Here is a 24550-nt window from a genome sequence, read left to right as displayed (position 1 = left end):
ATCGAGGACGTTCTGCGTTAAGCCAAGGGGTTTAGGGTTCATCCTTTCGGCATGCATCATCACAATCCGTTCATTTAACTAGCAACAGTGGTTATTTATTATTCCTTACTTATTACTAACGGTTTTTGCATCAAAATATTCGGAATCGTCACGCGATCGAGCCATTTGGGCGAGCGATAGACTGTGCGATAGCCCAAACGCTCGTATAATTTCGCCGCTTGCTGGTTATCGACGATAACTTGTAGTTGTGCGCCAGCAACCTTGCGCGCAGCTAATTGCTGCTCAACTGCTTGCATAATTGCCGCGCCATAGCCTTGGCCGCGTTGCTGGGCGCGTACCACAATCCCATGAATGTAGGCATAGTCGGGGTTGAATTTTGGTGGTGGCATCAGCATCGAGGCTGCGACGGTGCTCAATAGATGCAGCGTATGCTTCAGGCCAATCAATTGCACCGCCATATTTAGCGTGCCGCGTGGCACTCGATCAGGGGCTGGCTCGTTGGGGAATTGAATGCCTGCCATGCCGACAACATCGCCTGCTTGATTGCGCACGATATAGCGTCCGCGCACGCCAGCAAAATTATTGGCGTGCAAGGTGTAGCGCAATAAGGCTTGGCGTTGGCTATCGGCTCCACGTAACGAATCGGGCAACTCAGCATCATATAAATCGAGCAACAATTCACCCAAAATGGCTAAATCGTTGGCGTTGGCTGGGCGTAATTCTACGGTTGGTTGATTGTGTGTCATTGCTAACTCCGACCCATGGCGCGAATCGCTGGCTCGGCCAAGGCGCTATCTAAGCCATCGCCAGCATGAATTCGATAAACCGGCACCCGTAGTTCGGCCAAGCGCGCAAAGGTTGGCTCAGGGTCGCGCCAGCCGCCAAACGATTTGCCATCGAGAAACATAATTGAAGCTCGGGCACCGCGATAGACCAAGCGTTGTACCGCCGCTACCCAGCGCTCATCAAGCGCCGCTGTGATGATCAACAACGAGGAATTACGGCCAAAACGTTGGCTTTCAGCGGCCAATAATTCGGCTAATGAGGTATTGCTGGTGGCATGCAGCATCGCCAATGGCTCTAAAATTTTATATAGCTGGCGAGCTTCGCGCTCAGGGAGAATAATTTCCCGTTGCGCCCCGTAGGTCAATAAGCCAACGCTGCGATTGAGCCGCAACAAGTGGCGGGCCAGCGAAGCCGCCAAGGTAATGCTATATTCCTCAGTCGTATTGGGAATCGCAATTTTGCCTTGCAAGCTTTTGATAATCGCCGGAATCGCTGCATCGGGCTGGCCATGGTGAAAACGCTCTTCCATATCCAAGATGATCCACACATCTGCTGAGGGATCAAGCTCGAACTCCTTGACCATCAACGCGCCAGTTCGGGCGGTTGAACGCCAGTGAATGCGGTTGAAACTATCGCCTGGCACATATTGGCGCACGGTCGAAACATTCGGCGTAACGTGAAACGTGCGCGAACGCACATCTTGGCCACCAATTAGCTCAGCAGTTGGTAGCTCGAATTTAGGCAAATCGACGGTTGCTGGATAAACCAAGAGATCGTGGGTCAGATCGACCATTTTGTGCAGTTGGAAGATACCAAAGGGATCGCCGCTGCGCACCGAAACCGGCCCCAAGCGCCATTTGCCGCGCAACGTGCAGGGCGTGCGCACCATCCAGCGCCGTTTCTCGCGGCCTGGAATATAGCTTACAAAGCCCGAACCATGCGACGGCAAATCGGAGTGATCGCGTACTTCGACCCAGAGTTTGGGCAATGGCCAGGTATTGTAAATGGTGATCCGTTCGCGCACTGTTTCGCCAACTTGGGCGCGGGTGGTGCTCGATTCGCGCTCAATCTCGAGGCCTTCGAGGTTGCTCCAAGCCCAAGCATAGGCAATGACCAGCAACCCAAGCAGGGTGTAGGTCAAGTAATAAAAGAAGGGAATATTACTCGAAAGCCCAGTCAGAAATAGAACGACGGCCAAGCTGAGAATGCCTAATGCCCGCATATGCTGCCCCTATTGTGCAACCGCTGGCTGCTGCCGCTCATATCGTCGCCCAGCGCGTGCGCCTGGTACTGGCACTTGGCTCACAATTTGGTGAATCAATTCGTCTGCATGAATGTTGCGAATTCGCGCTGCTGGGCTGATGATCATGCGGTGTGCTAACACCGGTTTGACCAAAACTTTAATATCATCAGGGATGACATAATCGCGGCCTTGCAAGGCTGCTAAGGCTTGGGCAGTGCGATAGAGCGCCAACGAGCCACGCGGGCTAGCGCCGAGATAGACATCGCTATTGTTGCGGGTGGCGGTGGTAATCGCCACAATATATTCTTTGATCTGCTCATCGACATAGACATCGCGAATTTCAGCTTGTAGCTGTTGCAATTCTTCAATCGTCACGACTTGTTCTAAAGCATCGATTGGGTGCGCTTTGCGTTGGCTCTCCAAGATCGCCAATTCATCGGCCTTGGCCGGATAGCCCAAGGTAATGCGCAGCAAAAAGCGGTCGAGTTGGGCTTCGGGCAAGGGAAAGGTGCCTTCGTATTCGATGGGATTTTGGGTGGCAAGCACGATGAAGGGCTGGGGCAATGGGCGGGTGATGCCATCGACAGTCAATTGGCCTTCTTCCATGCTTTCGAGCAAGGCCGATTGGGTTTTGGGCGTAGCGCGATTAATTTCATCGGCCAGCACTAAGTTGGCGATAATTGGCCCAGGCCGAAACTCAAACTCGCCCGATTTCTGGTTGAAAATCGAAACCCCGCTAACATCGGTTGGCAAGAGATCGGGGGTGAACTGAATGCGCTTGAAGCTACAGCCAATGCTGCGGGCAATTGCTTTGGCAAGGGTGGTTTTGCCCACGCCAGGCACATCTTCCAACAGCACATGGCCGCGACACAACAAGGCAATCAGGGTTAAATCCACCGCAGCACGTTTGCCGATGATCACCTTTTCGACGTTGGCCGCCAGCCGCTGCGCTATATCTTGCACATGTTTCATTTCAAAATCCTCCCGAAAACAGAGCCACGCTTAGAGATCTTTGACTAAAACAGTTTGGCGTTCGCCGTTGCGCATAAACCCAAACCACTCGTAGAGCCGCTGGGCATGTTGGTTGGTATTTTGGGTATTCAGCGAAAGCAACTGTACGCCGTTTAAACTACACCAATCGACCAGTTCGGCCAACAGCCGCACCCCAATGCCTTGGCCTTGCAGCGCTGGATCGACCGCAATCCGCACCAGATGAGCCATGATGCCGCCATGATGCACGGTTGCAAAGGCATAGCCCACAATCGTTTGGTTGAGTTCGGCCACGATGTAGAATGGCGCAACCGGAAAAACACCAGCCAGAATTGTGCTACTTTTGACCCATTCGGCAGCAAAGGCAGCAGCGTCGATTTTGGCGATCATAGGCACGTCGGCAGGCGTTGCTGGCCGAATCCACGCCCCAGTATTGCCCCAAGCAGGAATCTGCATCGACCGTTTTTCGTAGCCGACCACATCGAGTTGTTGTTGATAGCCTTCGTGCAAGACCCATGGCAAAAGCCAGCTTGCATCGCGTTCGTCGCTCATCAGCAGCAAGCGCTCAACTCCTCGGGCCTTGGCATAGCCTTCGGCGGCCTGCAAAAAGGTCGTTACTGCCTCGGCGGGGCGCAGCGAATGATGCACGATTAGCGCGCGAATCCAAGCAATGGGGCCAACTGCGTAGCCCATCAGCACGCAGCCCCACAATTTGCCGTTGTATTCCAAAACAATGCTAAGCTGATCGCTGAGGGTTAGGCCAAACTCATCGTGGGGAATCGAAAGCGAAGCCCATGGTGTTTGCTCAAGCAAACCCATGAGCGGTGCGAGATCGCTCTCAACTAGTGGCCGCATCGCCAAATCGTGAATGCTGGGCACGCGCCGAAACAAATGCATAATTTAGGCTTCTTCTCGCAAGACCGAAATGCCCAACGCGCCCGGCCCGCCGTGCACAGCCAAAACTGGGCCAGCATCGGAGATCAACAAGGGAATGCCTGGGAAATGCTCGGCAACCTGTTTGGCAAAGGCCTCTGCTTCTGCTTGCACGTTGGTGTGCAAAATGCCCATGCGCCGAATTTTGGCCTTGCCCACAAACTCTTTTGCTTGTTGAATCATCATGGTGAGCGAATCGGCGCGTGAGCGCGCGCGACCAACCATTTCGGCTTGGCCTTTGCGGTCGAGGCCCAAAATTGGGTAGATACCCAAGAGCGAAGCTGCCATTGCACCGATGCGGCCCAAGCGACCGCTCAGCCGCAAATAGCGCACAGTTTCGAGCGAGGCCACGGTCAAAATATTCGGAATTTGATGTTCGATTTGCGAAACGACCGCTGCGGCGCTAGCTCCGTTGGCCATGGCTTCGGCGGCTTCGAGCACCAATAAACCGGTGCCAAGCGCAAATTGGCGCGAATCGATGTTATAAATCATGCGGCCTTGAACCCGTGAAGCTGCTTGCATGGCGTTGGCATAGCTTTGGCTCAGCATCGACCCAACATGAATCACAATGATGTCATCGGCTGGGTGTTGACGAAAATAATTAATAAACTGGCCTGCCGATGAAGGCGCAGTTGTAGGAATGACATCTTCATGAACTAAACGGCGATAAAATTCATCGAGTGAAACATCTTCGCTTTCGCGCAGATTGCCATCGACAAACTGAATGGTAAATGGAATTAATTCAATGCCATAGCGCTGAATAAGCTCCATTGGCAAGCTCGATGTAGAGGCGGTAACCAATGCAGTGGTCATGTTGTTCAATCCTCGGAGCCACACAGACACTCCAATGCAACCCTGCGGTGGAGCATAGATTAATAAGTATTATAGAGGTTTTTTGGTTTGCCCGAAAGTGCTACTTTGATGAAGAGATGCTGAGGAAATGGGCTTAACCAGCCACGTTTGGCCGATTAAGCCCAATCGGGGTTTTAGAGTTTAATCCGGCGCGGACGAATGCGCGATTTTTCAGCTCGAATAATGGCTTGAATCATACTGGCTGCTTCGTCAGGCCGTGATTCTGGGTTCATCACGACATAATCAAATTCATCGACGCGGCCCATTTCTTCTTCGGCCAAGGCCATGCGGCGCTCTAAACCTTCCGCCGATTCGGTGCGGCGCAGGCGCAGGCGGTTGGCCAATTCGGCGCTCGATGGTGGCACAATGAAGATCAACACTGCATCGGGTACTAATTTGCGCATGGTCGCAGCGCCCTGCACGTCGATCCGCAAAATCACATCTTTGCCACTTGCAAGCGCATCGCGCACCTGCGATTTGGGAATGCCCTTGTATTCGCCATAGACCACGGCATGCTCCAACAAATCGTTGTTGGCAATCATGGTTTCAAATTCATCTTTGGAGATAAAATTATAATCAAAGCCCTCTACTTCGCCTGGACGTTGGCCACGGCTGGTCGTGGTGACCACAAAATGAAAGGGCATGCCAAATTCGCGCATCCGCATCAACACCGTATCTTTGCCAACCCCTGATGGGCCTGAAATAATGACGAGCAGCGGTACAGGAGCTTGGTTGTGCAAAATCGGGTTGAGTTCTGGGTGTGACACAATACCTCCTAAACTAAGGGTTGCTAAATTATTGACGATCCGCCAATGCTTGAGTACGATTGAGCCATGAAGGAGAATCGTCTATGCACATTGATGCGCTTGTTGTAGCAGCGATTGTCGCTGAATTACAGATCTTGGTTGGCGGCAAAATTCAACAGGTGGTTTTGCCAAATCCCGATAGCGTGGGCTTTGAAGTCTATGCCGATGGCGTGCGGCATCAGCTGTTGCTTTCGGCCAATCCCAAATTTGCCCGCCTGCATACCATGCCAACCAAACTAACCCGTGACCCCAATGCCGATTCGCCTTTGTTATTGTTGTTACGCAAATATGTTCGCGGCGGACGAATCACAAAGATCGAATCTGCGCCATTGGAACGGGTTATTTCGCTCAGTATAGCCAAGATGCCAATTCCTCGCAAGGAACTAGAGCCTGATGAGGACGACGACGATGAGGTGATGCTTACGCCACGTTATAGTGAATTGGTCCTAGAAATTATCGGCCATTCATCAAATATTATTTTGGTTGATGATAATGGCTTGGTTTTGGAAAGCATTCGCCACTATAACCCGCAGCGTTCGCAGCGCCCAATTATGCCACGCAGCATCTATGAAGGGCCACCGAGCCAAGGCAAAAGCGACCCGCGCACGGCAACCTCCGCCGCGATTGCGGCTTTGGGTGGCGATTTGGCCAAAGCCTTGGTAACTGAATATAGTGGGGTTTCGCCACAAACCGGGCGCGAAATTGCTTGGCGAGCGGCTGGTGCAACCAGCGTCGAAATTACGCCCGAGCTTGATTTTGAGCAGATCGCTAAACAGCTGCGCGAATTGACCAGCCTCGCGACAATTGAGCCAACCTTGGCCCGCAATGCCGAAGGCACGCCAATTGGCATCGCTGCCTTTGCGTTGCAGCACCAAGCAAACACCGAAGCTTACCCAAGCATGAATGAGGCGTTGGCAACCGCCTTTGCCGAGCTTGATCAAGTGACAGCTCATGCGCAACGTCGCGATGCCTTGCTCGAACGGGTGGCCGAAGCGCAGCGCCGCACCAAAACTAAGGCCGATCAATTGCGCACCCAACTGGCGCGCGTCGAACAACTTGAACAATTGCGCTGGGAAGGCGAGATGATTTTTGGCTATATTTACGCGATTAAGCCAGGCCAAAGCGAATTATTGCTTGACCAAGGCGTAATCACGCTTGACCCAAAATTGTCTGCGGTGGAGAACGCTCAAGCGCGTTTTCGCGAGTACGACAAAGCCAAAGGCGCGTTGGAAGACGTGCCACAGCTGTTGGAGCAAACCGAGGCCCAAGCAGAATATCTGCAACAAACCAACGATTTGCTAAGTTTGGCCGAGAGTTTTGCGGAAATCGAGCAATTTGAGCGCGAGTTGATTGCTGGCGGTTGGTTGCGCCAAACCATTGGCAAAGCCAAGAGCAAGCCCAATTCGAGCGTTGGCCGAGGCCCGTTGCGGGTCATTTCGCCCGATGGCTGGACGATTTTCGTGGGCCGTAGCGCCGACCAAAACGATGAAGTGACCTTCAAACTTGGCCAGCCAGAAGATTATTGGCTGCACGCCCGCGAACGCACCGGCGGTCATGTGATTATCCGTATGCAAGCGGCGAATGTACCACCGCGTACCCTCGAACAGGCGGCCCAACTGGCAGCCTACTATTCATCGGCCCGCAACGATGGCGCAGTTGAAGTTGATATTTCGCTGCGCAAACATGTGCGCAAAATCAAAGGCGGCCCGCCAGGCTTGGTGCGCTACACCGCCGAACGTACCTTGCGGGTTGAGCCTAAGAAAGAGCAGAAAAGAACATAGAGCATAGAACATAGAACATAGAACATTTGAGGATCGGTTGTTAAGATCCCCTCACCCCAACCCCTCTCCCGTGGCGCGGGCGAGGGGCTTTTTCACCCAGATCGTTGGGAAACCATCGTTGACTCCCCCTCGCCCGCGTCCAGTGGGAGAGGGGGTTGGGGTGAGGGAACCTTGCTACTGACCCCTCGATTAAATCACACGCCCGACTTTGCTTTGAGCATCGCGGGGCTTGCCCCAATAGATAATTTGCTTCCAAGCATCGGTTGGCTCGTCGGCAAAAATCATCAGCAAATCGCCACGCTGCGCCGAATCTAAGGCCAAGGCAATAGCCTCGCGCTCTTGGCGGTGATATTGAATGTTGCTCTCAGCAAAGCCAGCCTCAAGCAAGCCCTCGCGAATGTAGCCAGGCATTTCGCCCTCTTTGCGTCCGCGCAAGCTGGTATCTTCTTTGATAATGATCTGATCGAACACCCCTGAGCCGAGCAAGCGCCCAATCTCACGCGCATCAACTTCGCGCCGATCACCAGGCACCGAAATAACACAAATTGCTTTGCCTTCGCGGGGCAATTGGCGCACAACATCAACCAGATTACCGACCGCCGCCGGATTATGCCCATAATCCAAAATCACGCGGAATGGATGCTCATCAAAAACGTTCAAGCGGCCTGGGGTTTGGTAGAACGACGTTGTGAAGGTGCGCAGGCCTTGGCGAATATTTTCGATGCTAATGCCTAAGCTATAAGCCATTGCCGCCGCTGCCATGGCATTCGCAACATTAAATTTAGCGCGGCCTTCCAAGGTTGCAGGAATGAGGTGCGTCCACAAGAGCGGAATATGCCGACCCTTGTCGTAGAGCGTCACCATATCGCCGTTGACCCCTTTTTCGACCACAATTGCCCGTCCGCCATTTTGCACTTGTTCGCGCACCAAGGGATTGGCAGGGTCAAAGCTGAAGTAGAAGGGCTTGGCGCGGGTGCGTTTGATCATTTTGACCACCAGCGGATCATCTGCATTCAAAACGGCCCAGCCATCACGCTTAATCACTTCGATGATCAGCGATTTAACTTTGGCCATCTCTTCAAGCGTATCAATCCCCCGTAAGCCAAGATGATCGGCGCTGATATTGAGGATTGCGCCAACATCCACCTCGTCGTAGCCCAAGCCTTCGCGCAAAATGCCGCCACGCGCTGTTTCGAGCACTGCTGCATCAACGGTTGGGTCGCGCAGCACCATGCGCGCCGATTTTGGCCCAGTCATATCGCCGCGCAACACGCGCTCGCCGTCGATATAAATCCCGTCGGTGCTGGTCATGCCAACGTGGTAGCCCGCCATTTTGAGAATGTGGGCGGTCATACGCGCGGTCGTGGTTTTGCCGTTGGTGCCAGTTAATGCAGCCAAGGGTATGCGGCTGGGCGTGCCTGCTGGAAACAGCATATCGATAACTGGCCCAGCAGCATCGCGTGGTGTGCCTTCTGATGGGGCAACGTGCATGCGAAAGCCCGGCGCTGCATTCACTTCAACAATTCCGCCACCAACTTCGCTGACCGGACGGCTAATGTCGGGAATGATAAAATCGATCCCAGCCACATCTAAGCCCACGATTTTAGCGGCGCGAATCGCAATTTGGGCATTTTCATAATGAATCATATCGGTGCGATCGATCGCCGTGCCGCCAGTTGAAAGATTGCCAGTTGAGCGCAAATAGAGCAATTGGCCTGCCTCAAGCACCGTTTCCAAGCTCACGCCAGCTTTTTCCATGCAGCGTTCAGCTTGATGATCAATTTCAAGCCGCGTCAACACGTTTTCGTGGCCAACGCCGCGCCGTGGATCGCTATTGACGATCTCGACTAATTCGGCAACCGTGTGTTGACCATCGCCAACCACATGGCCCGGCACACGCTCTGAAACCGCGACGACCTCGCCATTAATCACCAACACCCGATGATCGCTGCCGGGCACTAATTCTTCAACAATCACATACGAGCGATGCTCTTGGGCTTGGGCAAAAGCAACTTCAACTTCGGCCTCGGTGGTCAGGCCAATCGAAATCCCGCGTCCATGCGAGGCATCCAAGGGCTTGACCACCAAGGGATAGCGTAAGCGTCGCGCTGCTTCAACCGCACCCTCGGCTGAACGTACCACGCGTTGGCGGGGCACAGGCAGGCCAGCATCCTCAAGCAATTTGTTGGTCAATTGCTTATCTTGGGCAACTTCGACCCCAATATGACTGGTTTGCGAGGTGATGGTTGCTTGAATGCGTTTTTGATATTTGCCATGGCCAAATTGCACCAATGAATGTTGGTTCAGGCGCAACCATGGAATCCCGCGCTCCTCTGCGGCCTTGACCAATGAGGCCGTTGAAGGGCCAAAGGCCAAGCGTACCGCCATGCGAGCCAGATCTTCCTTTTCACGCACCAGATCGAAGGTCACGCGTTCGGCAGCGGGCATGGCTGAGGGCAATTCTGCTGGCAGCAAAAATTGAATTAAGCGCAGCGCCAAATTGGCGGCCTCGATGCCAACATCCTCTTGGCCATATTGAAAAATAACAAAATACTGCCCCTCTTGGCCTGTACCACGGGTTTTGCCTTGGGTGACGTATGTTCCAGCCAAACACTGCAATTCGAGCGCCAAATGCTCCATCACATGACCAAGCCATGTGCCATTGCGCAGCCGTTCCACAAAGCCACCTGGTCGTCCCAACGAACAATGATGATCATCGAGACTTGGCACGAGCGCCAACAACCGATCAACAAAATCACCCAATACATCGGTTGGATAAGCCTCAAGTTCCTCCAGATCAACCGTCATGTTGATGGCTGGCTTATACAACCAATAATTCGGCCCACGATAGACGCGCGTGTCGAGAATTTTCATCGGGAAACCTCCACAGAATAGTGGCAATGGGTAGGCGAGAATTTTGGGGAAATAGGGAAAGTGGGTGGCGCAGCGTTGAACCACGTTGCGCCATATTGTACCACGAGCGGCTAACGTACTAAGGTTTAGGCACTATCGCTATCAGCATCTGGTTGTTCAAGCCGTGGAGCCACAGGCAAGGGCGGCATCACCACTGGCGGAATGACCTCACGTTTGATCAGATCATACGACCAACCTCTGGTCAGCACATGCAATTTCACGCCAACGATGGCCTCTTTTTGGCCAACTTTCAGCTGGTGAATGTTGCTATAGGTAATTCCAGAGCCATCGACCACCGTCACTGAGCCTTCGCCAATCACCTGCATCAGATGATCATCATCGATCTCGGCGGCGGTGTTCTCATCGAGGCCCAGCCCAATCAGAAATGGATTAAAGCTGACTGCCGCGATCAAGCGCCCAAGCCGATGGCGTGCGCCAAAGTGTTGGTCAAGCACGACGCGATTAGTTAGCCCAAGGCCTGGGCCAAACTGGACCATGCCATACCGTGGCACAAGCCCCTTCGCTCCATAGGCAATCATATGGGCGCTCATCGCCGACGCACCTGCACTGGTGCCCGCCACCGGAACCCCCCGCGCGTTAGCTCGCCGAATAGCAGTGGCAACTGGTGTGCCACCAAGCACCGCTGTGAGCTTCAATTGATTGCCGCCGGTCATGAAAATGCCGGTTGCGTGGGAAATAATTTCCAGCGCCTTGGGATCATTGGCGTTGATCCGTTCGCGCACTGGCAGCAGATCGACGCTGGCAACGCCTAAGTTGCCAAAAACCTCAAGGTATTCGCGGCCACCATCAGGCAGTTCCGAGGCAGTGGGAATGACCACGATGCGGGCATTGGTGCCGCCTGCGAGGTCGAAGAAGCGGAATAAAATTAACCGTCTGCGCTGCAAATCCATTGCACCGCCAATTGGCAGCAACGCGCCGCGAACGTGTCCATCTGGCACTGGCGAAGGCATATCCGAGGTGTCCTTCCATGACTGGAGTAGCTTTAACGCTGCATTATTACGGATAGCACTCCATTGTGCAAATGAAGAATAGGGACAAGGGGTCAGGGGTCAGGGGTCAGAAGAGCATAGAACATAGAACATAAACCTATACACCACGTTGCGATTCTTCATCAATCCCTTTTCGCTATTCCTGGCCCCTGACCCCTAACCCCTGAACGCTCGTTGCTAATCAAACGCTAGTTCATCGGGGGTGACGAAGAAATCAACAGCACCGCTGCCAATCTCATAGTAGGCTCCAATCACGGCAATGGTGCCAGCCGCTTCGTAGGCCGCCACAACCGGATTTTGGCGTAAAAGCGCTACTTGGGCGCGCACATGCTGGGTTACGGCTTCGCGCATGCGGGCTTTTTCGTCGCGAATTGCTGGTAAACGCTGACACACAGGCCGAATTTGGTCGATCAGGTAGCGAATATTGGCTGATTCTTTGGCAATTTGCTCGTCGCTGGCAAGCGCTGCTTTCACTGCGCCACAGCCTTCATGGCCCATTACCACAATCAACTTGCACTTAAGATGCGAGATCGCATATTCAATGCTGCCTTGGGTTGCTTGATCGACAATTTGGCCAGCTACCCGCACCACAAACAAATCGCCTAAATTACAGTCGAAAATCATCTGCGGTGGTACGCGGCTATCCGAGCAGCCAAGAATTACCGAAAATGGAGTTTGGCTAATAATTTGTGAGCGGCGTTGATTGACGCTAACCACTGTGCGCTGGGTTTCGCCACTAAAAAAGCGTTCGTTGCCCAGTTTCAGCGCCTCAATTGCTGCCGCAGGCGTACTGACTTCAGGGCTGCGCAGGTTGGCAATATCTTCCATTGAGGCTCGGCCACGAATGGCATCAAGCAGTTGGCGATCCTTGTTTTCATCAGCAAAATCAGTCATCATGCTCCTCGTAAAGTTGATTCATGAAGTACTACTAAGCACCACGAAGGCTTGAAACCGCGAAGATCGCGAAGAGCGCGAAGGTTCAGTTTTTAGCCATAGATTGCCCGAATGATTATTTTTAGCCACAGATTGCACCGATTATGTTGATTGTGTTCCCCATTGCCCATAGCCTAAACCCTGAACCCTGAACCCTGAACTCTAGCCCCCAGTGTAAACCGTTTCTGCTGGTGGATAGCAAATAACTTCGATCACATTCGCGTTTGGATCGCGCAGATAAAAGCCTTTGGTTCCATCGCGATGGCGATCAATCGGCTGATTGTGCTGCGCTGCAAGGGCATTCAACTGGGTTTCATCAACGCGCACCGCCACATGCGGCGGGTGTTGATAGGCCATGACTAAGGCCAACTTGCCTTGGCCAATCCGCAAAAAAGCCCATGTATCGTCAGCATACAAGACCTGTGCTCCACATTGCTCAACATACCACGCGGTGGATTCAGCGATATTGTTGACAACAACCGCGACATGATCCATTTCCATGCTCAAGCTCCTGGCTAAAGTAAGGCCTGATAGTGTTGCTGTAGTTGCAGGCCAATAGCGCGCCAATCGTAGCGCTCGGCAATTAACTGGCGGCCTGCATCGCCAAGTTGTGCGCCCAAGGCTGGCGCTTGCAAGATGCGGACAAGCGCTGCGGCAAAATCTGCTGGGCGTTCGGCAAACAGGGCATGTTCTTCGGGTTTAAGTGGTAAGCCTTCCGCAGCAAGCGCGGTGGTTACCAACGGCAAGCCCGCCGCCAAGCCTTCGAGAATTTTAATCCGCACGCCACTGCCCCAGAAAATTGGCGCTGCCACCACCCGACTTTGGCGATAGACTGCACGCAAATCATCGACTGTGCCTGGCACTTCAATTGTAGCACTCGCCAGTTGTTGAATTTCAGGCGTAGGGCTACGGCCTGCCAGCATCAAACGCGCCTCAGGGATTTGGGCTTGAACCAATGGCCAAACCTCACGCGCCAACCACAAAGCACCTTCGACATTTGGCGGGTGAAAATAGTTGCCCACAAAGAGCACTTGCTGTGGTGCTTGAGGCTGCCGACATAATGGCCATTCAGTTAAATCAACGCCCGAAGGCACGGTTACGATGTTTAATTTGGGCTGCCAACGCTCCAAGGTCTGTTGATCGGTTTCGCTCAAGGTTACGAGCAAATCGCAATGGCGCAACGCTCGCTGCTCATACAGCCACAAACTGAGCAAACCTGCTAAGCGGCGAGCACGCAATGGCCAACTTTTTTCGCGTTGCAAACGTCGCCATTGGGCCACAAACCCAACTTGGTGCACGGTACAAATAGTTGCCTGCACACCCAAACGTCGTGCAAACGGCGCATATTGGGCCATCGTTGTGCCCTCAAGTTGGAGCAAATTTGGGGCCGCTTGTAGCCAGCGTTGCTGCATATAATTCAACATCGGCTGCGAAAACTCCAAATCAACCGCTGGCGGGTCGAGGTTGCGTCGCGTTGGCTTAGTTGGCGCGAATGCCCGCAGATCGCGGCACCATTGCGGCAATGGCCCCCAATCGACGCTTTCAGGTTGCTTGGTTAAACAATAACTATCGACGGTATAATATTGACTTAGTTGACGTAAAGCATTGAGACTATGGGTTTTCGCGCCAGCATGGGCTGGATACAGCGGGGTTGGGGTCAAAATACTGAGGCTTGCAGGTTGCATCAATCGGCCTACCGAAGCTAAAGAACCATTGGCCTCAGTATAGCAGACGAACAGAGAACAGAGTGAAGGACGAAGGATGAGGGATGAAGGATGAAAGGGCTAGGGGTCAGGGTTTAGCACACAAAGATTTGGCTCTAGGCTATGTGTACTGGTTCATTGGATTGGAAACCGTGTTCCCTCACCCCCAGCCCCGCTCCCACAGAACGCGGGCGATGGGAGCACTGACTGCACGGTTCCCCCTCGCCTCGCGGGCGGGAGAGGGGGCTAGGGGGTGAGGGGATCAGGCCATGGTTAACGCAATGAACTATTACAGCTATAAGCTAACGGAATGATTTCCTTATCCTAAATTCAATCCAAAAGCCAATAGCCAATAGCCCATGGCCTAATTCTCAACATCTGTGGCAAAATAGGGATTAGGGTTTGGATGATTGCCGACGAGCTATTAGCCAGCACAAGCTACCAATCCCCAGCCCCTGAACCCCGATCCCTAATCCACCAAGGAGCAAGCATGAGCTTCGCGTTTTTAGCGGCCCAATGGGCCAATCTTGGCTTGATCTCGTATGCCGTGCCAGATCAACTTTTGCTGCCCTATTTGCCACATGGCTTAGAGCTTGATCGGCGTGATGGCTCGGCGTTTGTGAGTTTGGTAGTATTTGATTTTCTGCAAACCAAGGTTTTAGGCGTGGCTTGGCCCGGCTTTCGCAATTTTGCCGAAATGAATTTGCGCTTTTATGTGCGCCGTGGCCAGCAACGTGGCGTAGTGTTTATACGCGAAATCGTGCCTCAATGGCTGGTTGCAAGTTTAGCCAATGTGCTCTACAACGAGCCATATGTGGCCGCGCCTTTGCAGAGCCAAACCCAACACAGCGCAGGCCAAATCACGGTTGAGCACACGTTATACTGGCAAGGCCAAACCAATTTGGTCAAGCTGACCGCCAGCAATCAGCTCTATCACCCTGATGCTGCAAGAACTGAACATTTTTTCAAAGAGCACGAATGGGGCTTTGGGCGCAGGCGCAATGGTAAGCCAATTGTCTATCGGGTTGAGCACCCTGAGTGGGATGTGTATCCCGTGGAGCGTTACCAATTGCACTTCGATTGGGGCGCGATCTATGGCCCGCAGTGGGCATGGCTCGCCAATGAAAGGCCCTATTCAGTCGTTTTGGCCAAAGGCTCGGTGGTTAAGGTATTTCCACATCAAAAGTTGCCCAATGCATAGAACATAGAGCCACGAAATTATGAATTATGAAGGATGAGGGATGAAGTTAAAAGCCTCATTCTCCGAATCTGTGCCAATCTGTGGCGAAAACAGCCTTCGTGCCCTTCGTGGATCAGCATTTAACGCAGAGGCGCAGAGGAACGATGGCTTTTGGCTGATGGCTATAGGCTATCGGAACATGGGTAGTAACTCAAGAATCTCCATAGCCCATAGCTGTATTGGCTCATTGGTTGGCAACCATGTGCATGCCCTCATCCCCAGCCCCGCTCCCACTGAACGCGGGCGAGGGGAACCCTGATCCAGCGGTTCCCCTCGCCCGTTCGACGGGAGAGGGGGCTAGGGGGTGAGGGAGAAAACCGTCGTTAACGCAATGTACCAGTACACATAGCCCATAGCCACATCAGCCTTCGCGCTCTTCGCGGTTTCCGTTCTTCGTGCTCTTCGCGCTCTTCGCGGTTTCCGTTCTTCGTGCGCTTTGTGGATCAAACTATGTTCTATGTTCTTTGCTCTATGCTCTTCTACTTAACTCGCAACACAATTTTGCCTACGTGCTGGCTCGATTCTAGCAAACGATGGGCGGCGCTGGCTTCGGCCAAATCAAACACCGCTTCAATCACTGGCTTAAATGTGCCATCTGCAAAGCGTGGCAATACATCTTGAAGCACTTGCTGAGTCAGCGCAGCTTTGGCGGCAATCGGACGCGCGCGCAAGGTCGTGCCACACACCGTCAAGCGTTTGAGCATCAGCGTGCGCAGATCAAGCTCGGTTTGCGCCCCGCCCATAGTTGCAATAATCACCAAACGCCCGCCAACCCGCAAGCTGGCCAAGTTAGCGTTGAAATAGCTGGCTCCGAGCATATCCAACACCACGTCAACGCCTTGGTGATCAGTCAATTCTTGCAGGCGTTCAGGCCAATTTTCAGTCCGATAATTGATGCCAGCAAGCGCACCCAACTCGCGGCAACGCTCAATTTTTGCTGCCGAGCCAGCAGTGATGATCACTTCAGCGCCGCGCCAACCTGCCAGTTGAATCGCCGCCGTGCCAATGCCTGAGCTGCCGCCATGCACCAACAAGCGTTCGCCAGCGCTCAAACGACCCCAGTTAAACAAGTTGTCATAAGCAGTCATCCAGACTTCGGGAATAGCAGCTGCTTGTTCGTAGCTCAAGCTATCGGGAATTTGCATTGCCAACTCTGCCGGAATCACGACTTGTTGGGCATAGCCGCCGCCTGGCAATAATGCACAAATTCGCGTGCCAAGTGCTGGCGCGCTAACTCCTGCGCTATGGCCAATCACTTCGCCAGCAATTTCCAACCCCAAAATCTCCGAGGCTCCCGCTGGCGCTGGATACATCCCACGGCGCTGCAAAATATCGGCACGGTTGACGGCGGTCGCATGCACCCGAATCAACAATTCGCCAGCTTGCGGCTGCAAATCGGCAACTTCGGCCAAGCGTAAGACCTCAGCATCGCCAGCTTGATCAAACACAATCGCTTGCATAATTCACCTCATCGATATAAAAACGCTTCAAAAAAATTCCCCTCGCCCGCGTTGAGTGGGAGAGGGGCTTGGGTGAGGGCATGAAATTTTAGAACGTCAGCGGATCAGCAGGAATCGGCGCATCGTTGGCTTTGAGCCGTTCGCTAATCAAGGCCTTGATCTTCGCACCATGCTCCCAATCGGCTTGTTCGGTTGGGGTTTCGACCAACAAACGCGGAATCGCAGTTGGACGGCCATCAATGCCCACCGAAACCATCGAATAGAAGCCGGTCGTACACCAGCGCCGTTCGCCAGAAATGGGGTCTTCGGCCCAGGCATCGATCCGTACAATTAGCGAAGTCGTACCGGTGTAAATTACTTTGGCCAGCATATCAACCAAATCGCCATGATGAATCGGCGTGCGAAAATCGATTCGTTCGGTCGAAGCAGTGACGACTTGTTGGCGGCAAAAGCGAATCGCGGCAATCGCCGCCGCGCGGTCCATCATCGCCAACACTTCACCACCAAACATCGTGCCATGGTTATTGGTCTGGCCAGGCAGCACAATATCCGACATACGAATCAGCGGCGTGCGCCGAATTGGGCGTTCGTTCACGCTGCACCCCGCACGCGTAACAGCACTTGATAATAGGCCAAACCCAATGGCCCGCTCATTAGGGTGCAAATCAAGGCTGGCACAATCAACCAGTGTGGAATATTTTTCTCTTGAGCATCGCGCAAAATTGCCCGCCCAACGAAGAAATCAAAGATTAAATAATGTGTCCAGCCAGCAAACGTGCCCTTGGGGCCGCCTTCTTGAAACAATTTGCCAATCGAATCGAGGGTTGGATTGAGCATTGCGCTGAAATTGAAGCCTTTGCCATCGTTTTCAGCCAGTGCGCCACCCAACATGGCTGCATAGAGACCGCCCATCCCAATAAAAAAGCGATCATCGTTGATCACCCGTTGTGTCCAGCGTGAACGTGGTGCGCCGATCATCAACAGCCAACCTGGGATAACCGCGAGGTTTGCGAGGCTAAACAGGCGATCCAACCACGGTGAACGAGGTGTTTGCATAACCAACTCCTATTGGCGAAAGATATACATAATTGCCACAACCGTTATGCCCCAAAGCACAATATCGGCTAACATTGGCAAATCTTTAAGCAACAATTCTTCTGGGCTACCGCCTTCATCTTTTTTATAGACCAAATAGAGGTAGCGGAAAATACCATAAATCACAAATGGCACGGTGATCAACATCAAAGGAAAAGGACTAGTTGGCACATGAGGATTGGTTGGGTTAAGTGTATACAAAATATAGGCAATCAAGGTGCTGGCGGTAATCAGCGAAATCATTTCTTGCAGCAGCTCGGTTGAATATTCTTCGAGCACACGGCGATGGCTGCCAGCGCCACTTTCAAGCAAAACCAACTCGTGGCGACGTTTGGCCAGCGCCAGAAACAACGACAACAGCCCAGTACAAATCAACAACCAGGGCGAAATATCAATGCGCAATACCACCGCGCCCGAAACTGTGCGAAAGACAAAGCCTGCGGCAATGATAAACACATCGAGAATCACGACATGCTTGAGCCGAAACGAATAGGCTAATTGCATCACGACATAGACGGCCAGAATAATTGCTACGCCACGGCTCAGCATCCAAGCCAAAGGCAAGCCAATGCCCAAAAAGATCAGCGTCGCAATAATTGCGCTGCTTGGGGCAAGATGGCCACTCGCCAGCGGGCGATAGCGCTTTTTGGGATGATCGCGATCTTTTTCAATATCGACCAAATCGTTGATGAGATAAATTGAGCTAGCGATTAAACACCACAGGCCAAAGGTTGCGAGCACCCGTAATAAGCTCTGGGGATTGGTCAAGAGCATATCGTTGGCAAAAATTAAGCCTGCAAAGACAAAAATATTCTTGACCCACTGTTTGGGCCGCATCGTCAAAAACAGATATTTGGGCATTTTTGAGAGTTGCGGTTGGGCTATTTTATAGGGCTGTTGCATACAAATTACTCTACTCCTTGAGCCTGACGAATCGCTTTCGCCTAGCAGTGATCATTCTACCTACCCATTGCATGTGCGTCAAACGTTACTATGGGGGATCAGAGGTCAGTTATCAGGAGCTAGGATTTAACCAAATAGTCGTATGAAAACTAAATGCTTTAGGCTATGTGTATTGGTTCATTCGATTGGCAACCAAGGACATGCCCTCACCCCCAGCCCCGCTCCCACTGAACGCGGGCGAGGGGAGTCCGACTCCGTGGTTCCCCCTCGCCCGTTCGACGGGAGAGGGGGCTAGGGGGTGAGGGAATCAGATGGTGGTTAACGCAATGTACCAGTACAGCTATGAACTAGCGGCGGATATGTTGCTATGATCATGATTTGTCATCCTATAGCCAATAGCCTAGTCCCTGAACCCTGACTCCTAGCCCCTGAACCCTTGTGCACAAATTCAGGGCTATACAGACAGCGATGATATGGTATACTAGCCGCGTTGAGTATCCCATGAGAGGCGATGCCGCCCACGCAATACATCATTCCAACTGGTTTGATGTCGTCACATATCAAATTGTATTTGTCTAATTGTTGGTAGTTTTAAGCGGTAATGGGTGACCGTACTCGATCACTCGCCAGAAATTTAATGGCATGCCAAGAAACAAAGAACTACCCAGGAGCACATTGGAATCCCTATGAACAAACCCAAGCAGGATGTTGCGGTTTTTATCGACTTCGAGAACATTTATGTTTCAGTTCGAGAGAAGTTCGACGCTACCCCCAATTTCGAAGCCTTGATGGAACGCTGCGAAGACTATGGCCGTGTTGTTGTAGCCCGCGCTTACGCCGATTGGTATCGTTACCCACGCATTACTAGCGCCTTATTTGCCAATAATATTGAGCCGATGTATGTGCCAACCTACTATTACGATAAGGACGAAGGCCGTATGGGCCGTCCAATCAAAAATAGTGTTGATATGCACATGTGTATCGATGCCATGCGCACGCTCTACACTCGCACCAACATCGGAGCCTATATCTTTATCACCGGCGACCGCGATTTTATCGCTTTGGTCAACTGTGTGCGCCAAGAAGGCAAAGATGTGATTATCGTTGGCATTGGCGGCGCTGCTTCGAGCCACCTTGCCCAAAGCGCCGATGAATTTTTGTTCTACGAACAAATTGTCGATATTCGCCCAATGGGTGGCCGCCGCAACGAACGCCATGATCGCAGCGAAAAAACCTTCGAGCGCGTTGAGCGCCCAGAACGGGTTGAGCGCAACGACCGAGCAGAACGCCCAGAACGCAGCAGCGAACGCAATGAGCGCAACGACCGCAGCAGCGAACGTGGCGAACGCAATGGCCGCGATGAACGCCGCCGCGATCGCAGCGAACGCCCAGAAAAGCATGCCGAGCCACATTTCGAGCGGCTTGATTCGCGGGCTGAAAAATCAGAGCCACGCACTGAAAAGCCAGTTGAAAAGCCAGCCGAAATTGTTGTGCGGCCAGCGCCAAGCATTACGCCAGTCGTGGCCACTACCCCAAGCAACCCCGATGCAGCGATCTACGATAAGTTGGTCGAGGCCTTGCACTTAGCCCGCAAACGCGGCTATGTCACCTCGTTTGGCTCGCTCAAAGTCTTGATGAAAGAGTTGATGCCCAACTTCAAGGAAAGCCGCTATCGCGACGTTCAGGGCAAACCATTTACCAAGTTTACCGATTTTGTGCGCGAAGCTGAACGCCTCGGCAAGATTCAAATCTTCACCAGTGGCACGGTCAACGAAGTGTTCTTGCCCGATGAAGATCCCTACAAGCTTTCACAATTTGCCGAAGATCTGCCGTCGGTTGAAGCAGAACGCGAGCTTGAACAAGAGCTTGAATTGCAAGCAGAAGCAATTGCGCCAATTACAATCGAAACGATTGGCATTGCCGACGAGCCAATGGAATTGAGCGAAGGCGAAGATGCAGCTGCAAGCAGCGATCGTGGCGATCGTAATGGCCGCCGCCGTCGCCGCCGTGGCAGCAGCCGCAGCGAGCAACCAACCGCCGATATTGTGCCTGATGAATTGAGCGAAACGGTCTTGGTTCCCGCGTTACCCGAAGGCTTTAGCTTTGGCGAGCGCGAATGGCAATTGTTCTACCAAGTGATGGGTGTTTACAGCGAGCCTGTGCCGTTTGCCGACATCTTTAACGATTTGCGCGAAATGCGCAATACCGCAGAACTTGAATTGACCAATAATGCCTTGAAGGAATTGATCAAGCAGGCGATTAATGAAGGCAAAGTGCAACGCTCAAACCGCGGTGCCAAAGCCCACTATCGGCTTGTGCTCAATCCAGAACAGCATGATGCTGCTGGCTCGAACTTTGAGCCAAGCGAACATACTGCCTTCGATGATGGCCCAAACTTGCCCGATTTGGTTGACGAAGAGCCACGCTTGTTACCTGCGATGATTGGTGGTCAGGCGATTGCGATTGACGACGATTACACTGCGCCAATCGATGAAGTGGCCTTGCCCGAAAGCTTTGAAGAGCAGCCATTGCCTGATAACGATGCAGATTATTCGTTTGCTGAGCCAATCGATTATGAAGCTCCGGTGGGCGCTGCAACCAATCCAGCAATCAAGCCACGCAAGCCAAGCCGCCGCCGCAAATCGATTGTGCCACTGAGTGTGGCCGAAGCGATTGCTGCCAATAATCAGGCTGAGCCAGTTGCCGAGCCAGTGGTTGAAGCTGTAACCGAGCCGGTTGGCGAAGTCATCAGCGAGCCTGTGGCCGAAATTGTGGCTGAGCCAGTAGTTGAAGCTGTGGCCGAACCAGTGGCTGAAAAGCCCAAGAAGCGTGGTGGCAAGCGCAAAGCTGCTGAGCCAGCAGAAGTTGTCGAAGAAAAACCCAAGAAAACCACCCGCCGCAAAAAAGCTGAGCCAGTCGCCGAAGCACCAGCTCCTGCTGAGCCAGCCAAGCCGCGCCGCCGCAAAAAAGTCACGCCCAGCGAAAGCGGAGAACAAGCGTGAGTTGGCCGCAGCAGGCGATTAAAATCTGTGGTGTGCGTAGTGTCGAGGCCGCTGTTACAGCGGCTTCGGCAGGCGCAGACCTGATTGGCATGATCTTCGCGCCCAGCAAACGCCAGATTGAGGTGAGTTTAGCGCAGGAAATTGCCCAAGCAGTGCGCGCGACCGAAACTGATTGTCGGTTGGTCGGCGTATTTGCTAATGCGTCTGCAAGTGAGATTCAAGCAATTGCTCAAGCAGTTGGCCTCGATGTGGTGCAGCTGAGCGGCGATGAACCAATTGCCATCAGCGAGCACATTGAGCTGCCATTGCTGAAAGCTGTGCGTTTAAGCAATCAAAACAGCGAGCAAGCATGGTATGATATAGCCCAAGACCAGCAGCGAATTCGCTTGGTGGTCGATGCCCATGTGCCAGGCTCATACGGTGGGGCTGGTGTATTAGCCGATTGGGAAGCAGCGCGGCGATTAGCGCAAACAACGCCATTATTGCTCGCTGGTGGGCTTGAACCAACCAACGTCGCCCAAGCAATTCAAGCAGTTGAACCATGGGGCGTTGATGTAAGCAGCGGCATCGAAACCGCTGGAAACAAAGATCTCAACAAAATAATTCAATTTGTGAAAACCGCGCAGCAAGCCTTGAATGCGCTGCGTGTTGCTAGGAGGAATGCATGAAATTTGGTAAATTGTTGCGCTTCGGTATCATCGCTGGTGCAGGGGCCTTGGTTTATCGGGTTTATAAACAATATAAGGCTGATCAAGCATTTGAGTTGGCTCCGGTCAGCAATTTGGCTTCAAACACCACTGCCGTCAGCGCAGGCAACACCAAACGTTCAATTAGCCCAGAGTTGCTGGAAATTTTGGCTTGCCCTGTCGATAAAAAGCCAGTTGAATTGTACAGCGATGCCAATGGCAAAGAATGGTTGCTCAATCCACGGAATGGCTACCGCTACCCAATTGAAGATGGGATTCCAATTATGTTGATCGATGAAGGCGAAAAGCACAAAGATACCAGCCTGATTCGGGCCTAATTTTCCAGCGTGGAACCCTATTACGGAAGGGAAGCCCTCCGGGCTTCCTTTTGTTGTTACTTGGAGTCTGCATCATGCCAAACCTCGCTGAACTTTCTACCTTCTTGCAAACCATTCTAGAGACCGAGTACTTTCCAAGTGAAGAACGGGGTACGATCTATATATCGTCGGTGCGGCCAATTCGCCGCATGGGCTTTGCGCTCGATCCATGGCCAACCTTGCCATCGTGGCTCGAACATGAGGATCTTGATGCGATCTTTTTGCATCGCCCGCAACACCTCGATCGTGATACGGTGCCACCAACTCGTGGGGTGTTATATGCAGGCGCACCCTTTGACGAACGCTTGACGATTGGCTTTGTGCCACGTTTGGCCGAGGTCTTGGGTTTGCGCGGGCGCTCGCCCATGGCCGATAAAAGTGGCCGTCCCTTAGGCATGGTCGGCGATTTGCCCAAGCCAGTAACGCCTGCCGAATGGCGACGCTTGGTGATGGATATGTATGGCGGGGTTGATGAGGTCTGGGAAAATAACGTGCAGTCGATCCGTAAGGTAGCGATTGTTAATCAAATTACCCCAACGCTCGTGCAAGAGGCCGCCAATCGCGGTGCTCAAGCCTTTCTCACGCCAATTTTGCGCGAATCGTCCCAAGCGAGCTGCCGCGCTAATAACATCGCCGCATTTAGTACAGGCATTAAACGCGCTGAACACTGGGGTTTGCGCACCCTCGCAGGCATGATCCGCGAACGCTGGGCTGGTGTGCGCACCGCCATCTTCGAAGATCGGGGTCAGTAGTAATTGGGGATCGGTTGTTGGGGATCGGGAACTGCCAAGGTACAGTTTAACGCAGAGATGCTGAGATAGTAAGGTTTTTGGCTAGGGGGTGGGCATCAGTTATGTATCTGATCCTTGGCCCCTAGCCCTCTGTAATCTGCGCCTCTGCGTTAAATTACTCCACGAATTCCACGGATAGCGATTTTTCGCCACAGATTGGCACAGATTGTTGTGATTATTTGTTCCGCTAGCCAAAAGTCATGAACATTCTTCGCCACGAATGCCACGAATTGCCCGAATCATGTTCCGCTAGCCAAAAGCCAACAGCCCATAATCCTATTTCTTCGTGCTCTTCGTGGTTAAAACAGCTTTTGCCTTCTGCCTTTTGATTTCATCCTTCATCCCTCATCCTTCATCCTTTCGTAGCTCTGCGCCGCTGCGTTAAGCTCCTGACCCCTAGCCCCTGAATCTCGACCTTCAACTCCTACCGCAACAACCCCAATACTTGCTGAATCTCTGGATATTCGCCAAACGCTTGTAAATCAGCGCGAGCCTGTTGAATTAATGGCTGGGGATCGTTGCCATTGCGTTGCGCACTCAGCGCATCAGCGATTGTTAATTCTGCATCGCTCAGGGCATGGCGAAACGGGCTGCGTTGGCTACGGGCCATGGGCAACAAATGTTGGATCATCTGAGCTGCTTGTTGCAGGCTTGAAGATGTTTGGCCTGTGTGCTGATTGACCGTAATCGTGCCTGTATTAACTCCGGTTACCACGCCGTAAACCGAACTGTTATTGAGATTGACCGTGCCTGTATTTTGCACAGGCGCTTGCTGGCGATAATGCTCAAGCACAGTTTGTAACGAGGCTCCGCGAGCTGGATCGCTTTGGTTGCTATGCCCTCGTTGGCCTAGCACTAGATTAATTTGTTCGAGCATGGCTTGGGTTTGGCTAATTTGGGCTTGAGTTTCGGGCGGAACACTGCCAGCGCCCCATTGGCCAGCCTGCTGCGCTAAAATATTCAAATTTTTGCGGTGCTGTTCGCGTAAATCGTATAAGCTTTGGGTGCTCATTTGCTCTAACATCGAAAGTTGCATCATAAAGCTC

The 24550-nt window shown here is 52.7% G+C and carries 22 protein-coding genes; 6 read left to right on the top strand and 16 right to left on the bottom strand.

What is annotated here, in order from left to right:
* Positions 1-98: 98 nt before the first annotated feature.
* The 6 genes from JOD20_RS22600 to JOD20_RS22575 all read right to left on the bottom strand — a co-directional run bounded on the left by JOD20_RS22600 (position 99) and on the right by JOD20_RS22575 (position 5571).
* The gene (locus tag JOD20_RS22600) at positions 99-746 is read right to left on the bottom strand and encodes a GNAT family N-acetyltransferase (protein ID WP_204757448.1); all 648 of its coding nucleotides are present in this window, start codon (positions 744-746) and stop codon (positions 99-101) included.
* Positions 747-748: 2 nt separating this feature from the next.
* Positions 749-2008 (bottom strand): DUF58 domain-containing protein, encoded by a 1260-nt coding sequence (locus JOD20_RS22595; RefSeq protein WP_204757447.1) that lies wholly within the window; start codon positions 2006-2008, stop codon positions 749-751.
* 9 nt (positions 2009-2017) lie between these two features.
* Positions 2018-3001: an AAA family ATPase gene (locus JOD20_RS22590; protein ID WP_204757446.1), complete on the bottom strand. Its 984-nt coding sequence runs from the start codon at positions 2999-3001 to the stop codon at positions 2018-2020.
* Between the two features lie 30 nt (positions 3002-3031).
* On the bottom strand, positions 3032-3916 hold the full coding sequence (locus JOD20_RS22585) for a GNAT family N-acetyltransferase (RefSeq protein ID WP_204757445.1): 885 nt from the start codon (positions 3914-3916) through the stop codon (positions 3032-3034).
* Between the two features lie 3 nt (positions 3917-3919).
* A complete protein-coding gene (locus JOD20_RS22580; protein ID WP_204757444.1) occupies positions 3920-4765 on the bottom strand; it encodes a DegV family protein in 846 nt (281 codons plus the stop codon).
* 173 nt (positions 4766-4938) lie between these two features.
* Positions 4939-5571 carry a guanylate kinase gene (locus tag JOD20_RS22575; protein WP_054534519.1) on the bottom strand — a complete coding sequence of 211 codons (633 nt, stop codon included), beginning with the start codon at positions 5569-5571 and terminating at the stop codon, positions 4939-4941.
* Positions 5572-5654: 83 nt separating this feature from the next.
* Between JOD20_RS22575 and JOD20_RS22570 the strand changes: the two genes are divergently transcribed.
* Entirely contained in the window at positions 5655-7391 is a 1737-nt protein-coding gene (locus tag JOD20_RS22570) for an Rqc2 family fibronectin-binding protein (protein ID WP_204757443.1), read from the top strand.
* A gap of 189 nt (positions 7392-7580) precedes the next feature.
* Here the strand turns inward: JOD20_RS22570 and cphA are convergent, their stop codons facing one another.
* The 5 genes from cphA to JOD20_RS22545 form a co-directional block, all read right to left on the bottom strand.
* On the bottom strand, positions 7581-10265 hold the full coding sequence (gene cphA, locus JOD20_RS22565) for a cyanophycin synthetase (protein WP_204757442.1): 2685 nt from the start codon (positions 10263-10265) through the stop codon (positions 7581-7583).
* A gap of 125 nt (positions 10266-10390) precedes the next feature.
* Positions 10391-11275, bottom strand: a complete 885-nt coding sequence (locus JOD20_RS22560; protein WP_204757441.1) for a cyanophycinase — start codon at positions 11273-11275, stop codon at positions 10391-10393.
* Between the two features lie 216 nt (positions 11276-11491).
* Positions 11492-12208 (bottom strand): carbonic anhydrase, encoded by a 717-nt coding sequence (locus JOD20_RS22555; RefSeq protein ID WP_204757440.1) that lies wholly within the window; start codon positions 12206-12208, stop codon positions 11492-11494.
* Between the two features lie 201 nt (positions 12209-12409).
* Complete coding sequence (locus JOD20_RS22550) at positions 12410-12748, bottom strand: VOC family protein (RefSeq protein ID WP_204757439.1); 339 nt, start codon at positions 12746-12748, stop codon at positions 12410-12412.
* 14 nt (positions 12749-12762) lie between these two features.
* A complete protein-coding gene (locus JOD20_RS22545) occupies positions 12763-13932 on the bottom strand; it encodes a glycosyltransferase family 4 protein (protein WP_204757438.1) in 1170 nt (389 codons plus the stop codon).
* A gap of 508 nt (positions 13933-14440) precedes the next feature.
* On the opposite strand from JOD20_RS22545, the gene JOD20_RS22540 reads away from it, so the two are divergent.
* Entirely contained in the window at positions 14441-15151 is a 711-nt protein-coding gene (locus tag JOD20_RS22540; RefSeq protein WP_204757437.1) for a YqjF family protein, read from the top strand.
* 518 nt (positions 15152-15669) lie between these two features.
* Here JOD20_RS22540 and JOD20_RS22535 read toward each other — a convergent pair.
* From JOD20_RS22535 to JOD20_RS22520, 4 genes are all read right to left on the bottom strand, one after another.
* A complete protein-coding gene (locus JOD20_RS22535) occupies positions 15670-16650 on the bottom strand; it encodes an NAD(P)H-quinone oxidoreductase (protein ID WP_204757436.1) in 981 nt (326 codons plus the stop codon).
* An 88-nt stretch (positions 16651-16738) separates the two neighbouring features.
* The gene (locus JOD20_RS22530; protein WP_012190778.1) at positions 16739-17245 is read right to left on the bottom strand and encodes an acyl-CoA thioesterase; all 507 of its coding nucleotides are present in this window, start codon (positions 17243-17245) and stop codon (positions 16739-16741) included.
* The gene (locus JOD20_RS22525) at positions 17242-17706 is read right to left on the bottom strand and encodes an ABA4-like family protein (protein ID WP_204757435.1); all 465 of its coding nucleotides are present in this window, start codon (positions 17704-17706) and stop codon (positions 17242-17244) included. Before JOD20_RS22525 ends, JOD20_RS22530 begins: the two co-directional genes overlap by 4 nt.
* Positions 17707-17715: 9 nt before the next feature.
* Entirely contained in the window at positions 17716-18648 is a 933-nt protein-coding gene (locus JOD20_RS22520; protein ID WP_204757434.1) for a decaprenyl-phosphate phosphoribosyltransferase, read from the bottom strand.
* Positions 18649-19334: 686 nt separating this feature from the next.
* On the opposite strand from JOD20_RS22520, the gene JOD20_RS22515 reads away from it, so the two are divergent.
* The 4 genes from JOD20_RS22515 to JOD20_RS22500 all read left to right on the top strand — a co-directional run bounded on the left by JOD20_RS22515 (position 19335) and on the right by JOD20_RS22500 (position 23465).
* Complete coding sequence (locus tag JOD20_RS22515) at positions 19335-21650, top strand: NYN domain-containing protein (protein ID WP_204757433.1); 2316 nt, start codon at positions 19335-19337, stop codon at positions 21648-21650.
* Complete coding sequence (locus tag JOD20_RS22510; protein ID WP_204757432.1) at positions 21647-22318, top strand: phosphoribosylanthranilate isomerase; 672 nt, start codon at positions 21647-21649, stop codon at positions 22316-22318. Before JOD20_RS22515 ends, JOD20_RS22510 begins: the two co-directional genes overlap by 4 nt.
* Complete coding sequence (locus JOD20_RS22505; protein WP_204757431.1) at positions 22315-22674, top strand: Trm112 family protein; 360 nt, start codon at positions 22315-22317, stop codon at positions 22672-22674. The genes JOD20_RS22510 and JOD20_RS22505 overlap by 4 nt, the downstream gene beginning before the upstream one ends.
* A 74-nt stretch (positions 22675-22748) precedes the next feature.
* Positions 22749-23465: a Nif3-like dinuclear metal center hexameric protein gene (locus JOD20_RS22500; RefSeq protein ID WP_204757430.1), complete on the top strand. Its 717-nt coding sequence runs from the start codon at positions 22749-22751 to the stop codon at positions 23463-23465.
* A gap of 463 nt (positions 23466-23928) precedes the next feature.
* On the opposite strand, the gene JOD20_RS22495 is transcribed toward JOD20_RS22500, so the two are convergent.
* Positions 23929-24543 (bottom strand): hypothetical protein, encoded by a 615-nt coding sequence (locus JOD20_RS22495; RefSeq protein ID WP_204757429.1) that lies wholly within the window; start codon positions 24541-24543, stop codon positions 23929-23931.
* Between the last annotated feature and the right edge of the window lie 7 nt (positions 24544-24550).

It is taken from the genome of Herpetosiphon giganteus (assembly GCF_016907925.1).
In the GTDB taxonomy this organism is placed as follows: domain Bacteria; phylum Chloroflexota; class Chloroflexia; order Chloroflexales; family Herpetosiphonaceae; genus Herpetosiphon; species Herpetosiphon giganteus.
Note: the sequence above shows the minus strand (reverse complement) of the source record. Positions and strands in the feature narration are given on the sequence as shown.

Excerpts from the sequence above, each read along its gene's own strand:
- JOD20_RS22600 (WP_204757448.1), bottom strand. The coding sequence starts at position 746 with ATGACACACAATCAACCAACCGTAGAATTACGCCCAGCCAACGCCAAC.
- JOD20_RS22595 (WP_204757447.1), bottom strand. The coding sequence starts at position 2,008 with ATGCGGGCATTAGGCATTCTCAGCTTGGCCGTCGTTCTATTTCTGACT.
- JOD20_RS22590 (WP_204757446.1), bottom strand. The coding sequence starts at position 3,001 with ATGAAACATGTGCAAGATATAGCGCAGCGGCTGGCGGCCAACGTCGAA.
- JOD20_RS22585 (WP_204757445.1), bottom strand. The coding sequence starts at position 3,916 with ATGCATTTGTTTCGGCGCGTGCCCAGCATTCACGATTTGGCGATGCGG.
- JOD20_RS22580 (WP_204757444.1), bottom strand. The coding sequence starts at position 4,765 with ATGACCACTGCATTGGTTACCGCCTCTACATCGAGCTTGCCAATGGAG.
- JOD20_RS22570 (WP_204757443.1), top strand. The coding sequence starts at position 5,655 with ATGCACATTGATGCGCTTGTTGTAGCAGCGATTGTCGCTGAATTACAG.
- cphA (WP_204757442.1), bottom strand. The coding sequence starts at position 10,265 with ATGAAAATTCTCGACACGCGCGTCTATCGTGGGCCGAATTATTGGTTG.
- JOD20_RS22560 (WP_204757441.1), bottom strand. The coding sequence starts at position 11,275 with ATGCCTTCGCCAGTGCCAGATGGACACGTTCGCGGCGCGTTGCTGCCA.
- JOD20_RS22555 (WP_204757440.1), bottom strand. The coding sequence starts at position 12,208 with ATGACTGATTTTGCTGATGAAAACAAGGATCGCCAACTGCTTGATGCC.
- JOD20_RS22550 (WP_204757439.1), bottom strand. The coding sequence starts at position 12,748 with ATGGAAATGGATCATGTCGCGGTTGTTGTCAACAATATCGCTGAATCC.
- JOD20_RS22545 (WP_204757438.1), bottom strand. The coding sequence starts at position 13,932 with ATGCAACCTGCAAGCCTCAGTATTTTGACCCCAACCCCGCTGTATCCA.
- JOD20_RS22540 (WP_204757437.1), top strand. The coding sequence starts at position 14,441 with ATGAGCTTCGCGTTTTTAGCGGCCCAATGGGCCAATCTTGGCTTGATC.
- JOD20_RS22535 (WP_204757436.1), bottom strand. The coding sequence starts at position 16,650 with ATGCAAGCGATTGTGTTTGATCAAGCTGGCGATGCTGAGGTCTTACGC.
- JOD20_RS22525 (WP_204757435.1), bottom strand. The coding sequence starts at position 17,706 with ATGCAAACACCTCGTTCACCGTGGTTGGATCGCCTGTTTAGCCTCGCA.
- JOD20_RS22520 (WP_204757434.1), bottom strand. The coding sequence starts at position 18,648 with ATGCAACAGCCCTATAAAATAGCCCAACCGCAACTCTCAAAAATGCCC.
- JOD20_RS22515 (WP_204757433.1), top strand. The coding sequence starts at position 19,335 with ATGAACAAACCCAAGCAGGATGTTGCGGTTTTTATCGACTTCGAGAAC.
- JOD20_RS22505 (WP_204757431.1), top strand. The coding sequence starts at position 22,315 with ATGAAATTTGGTAAATTGTTGCGCTTCGGTATCATCGCTGGTGCAGGG.
- JOD20_RS22500 (WP_204757430.1), top strand. The coding sequence starts at position 22,749 with ATGCCAAACCTCGCTGAACTTTCTACCTTCTTGCAAACCATTCTAGAG.
- JOD20_RS22495 (WP_204757429.1), bottom strand. The coding sequence starts at position 24,543 with ATGATGCAACTTTCGATGTTAGAGCAAATGAGCACCCAAAGCTTATAC.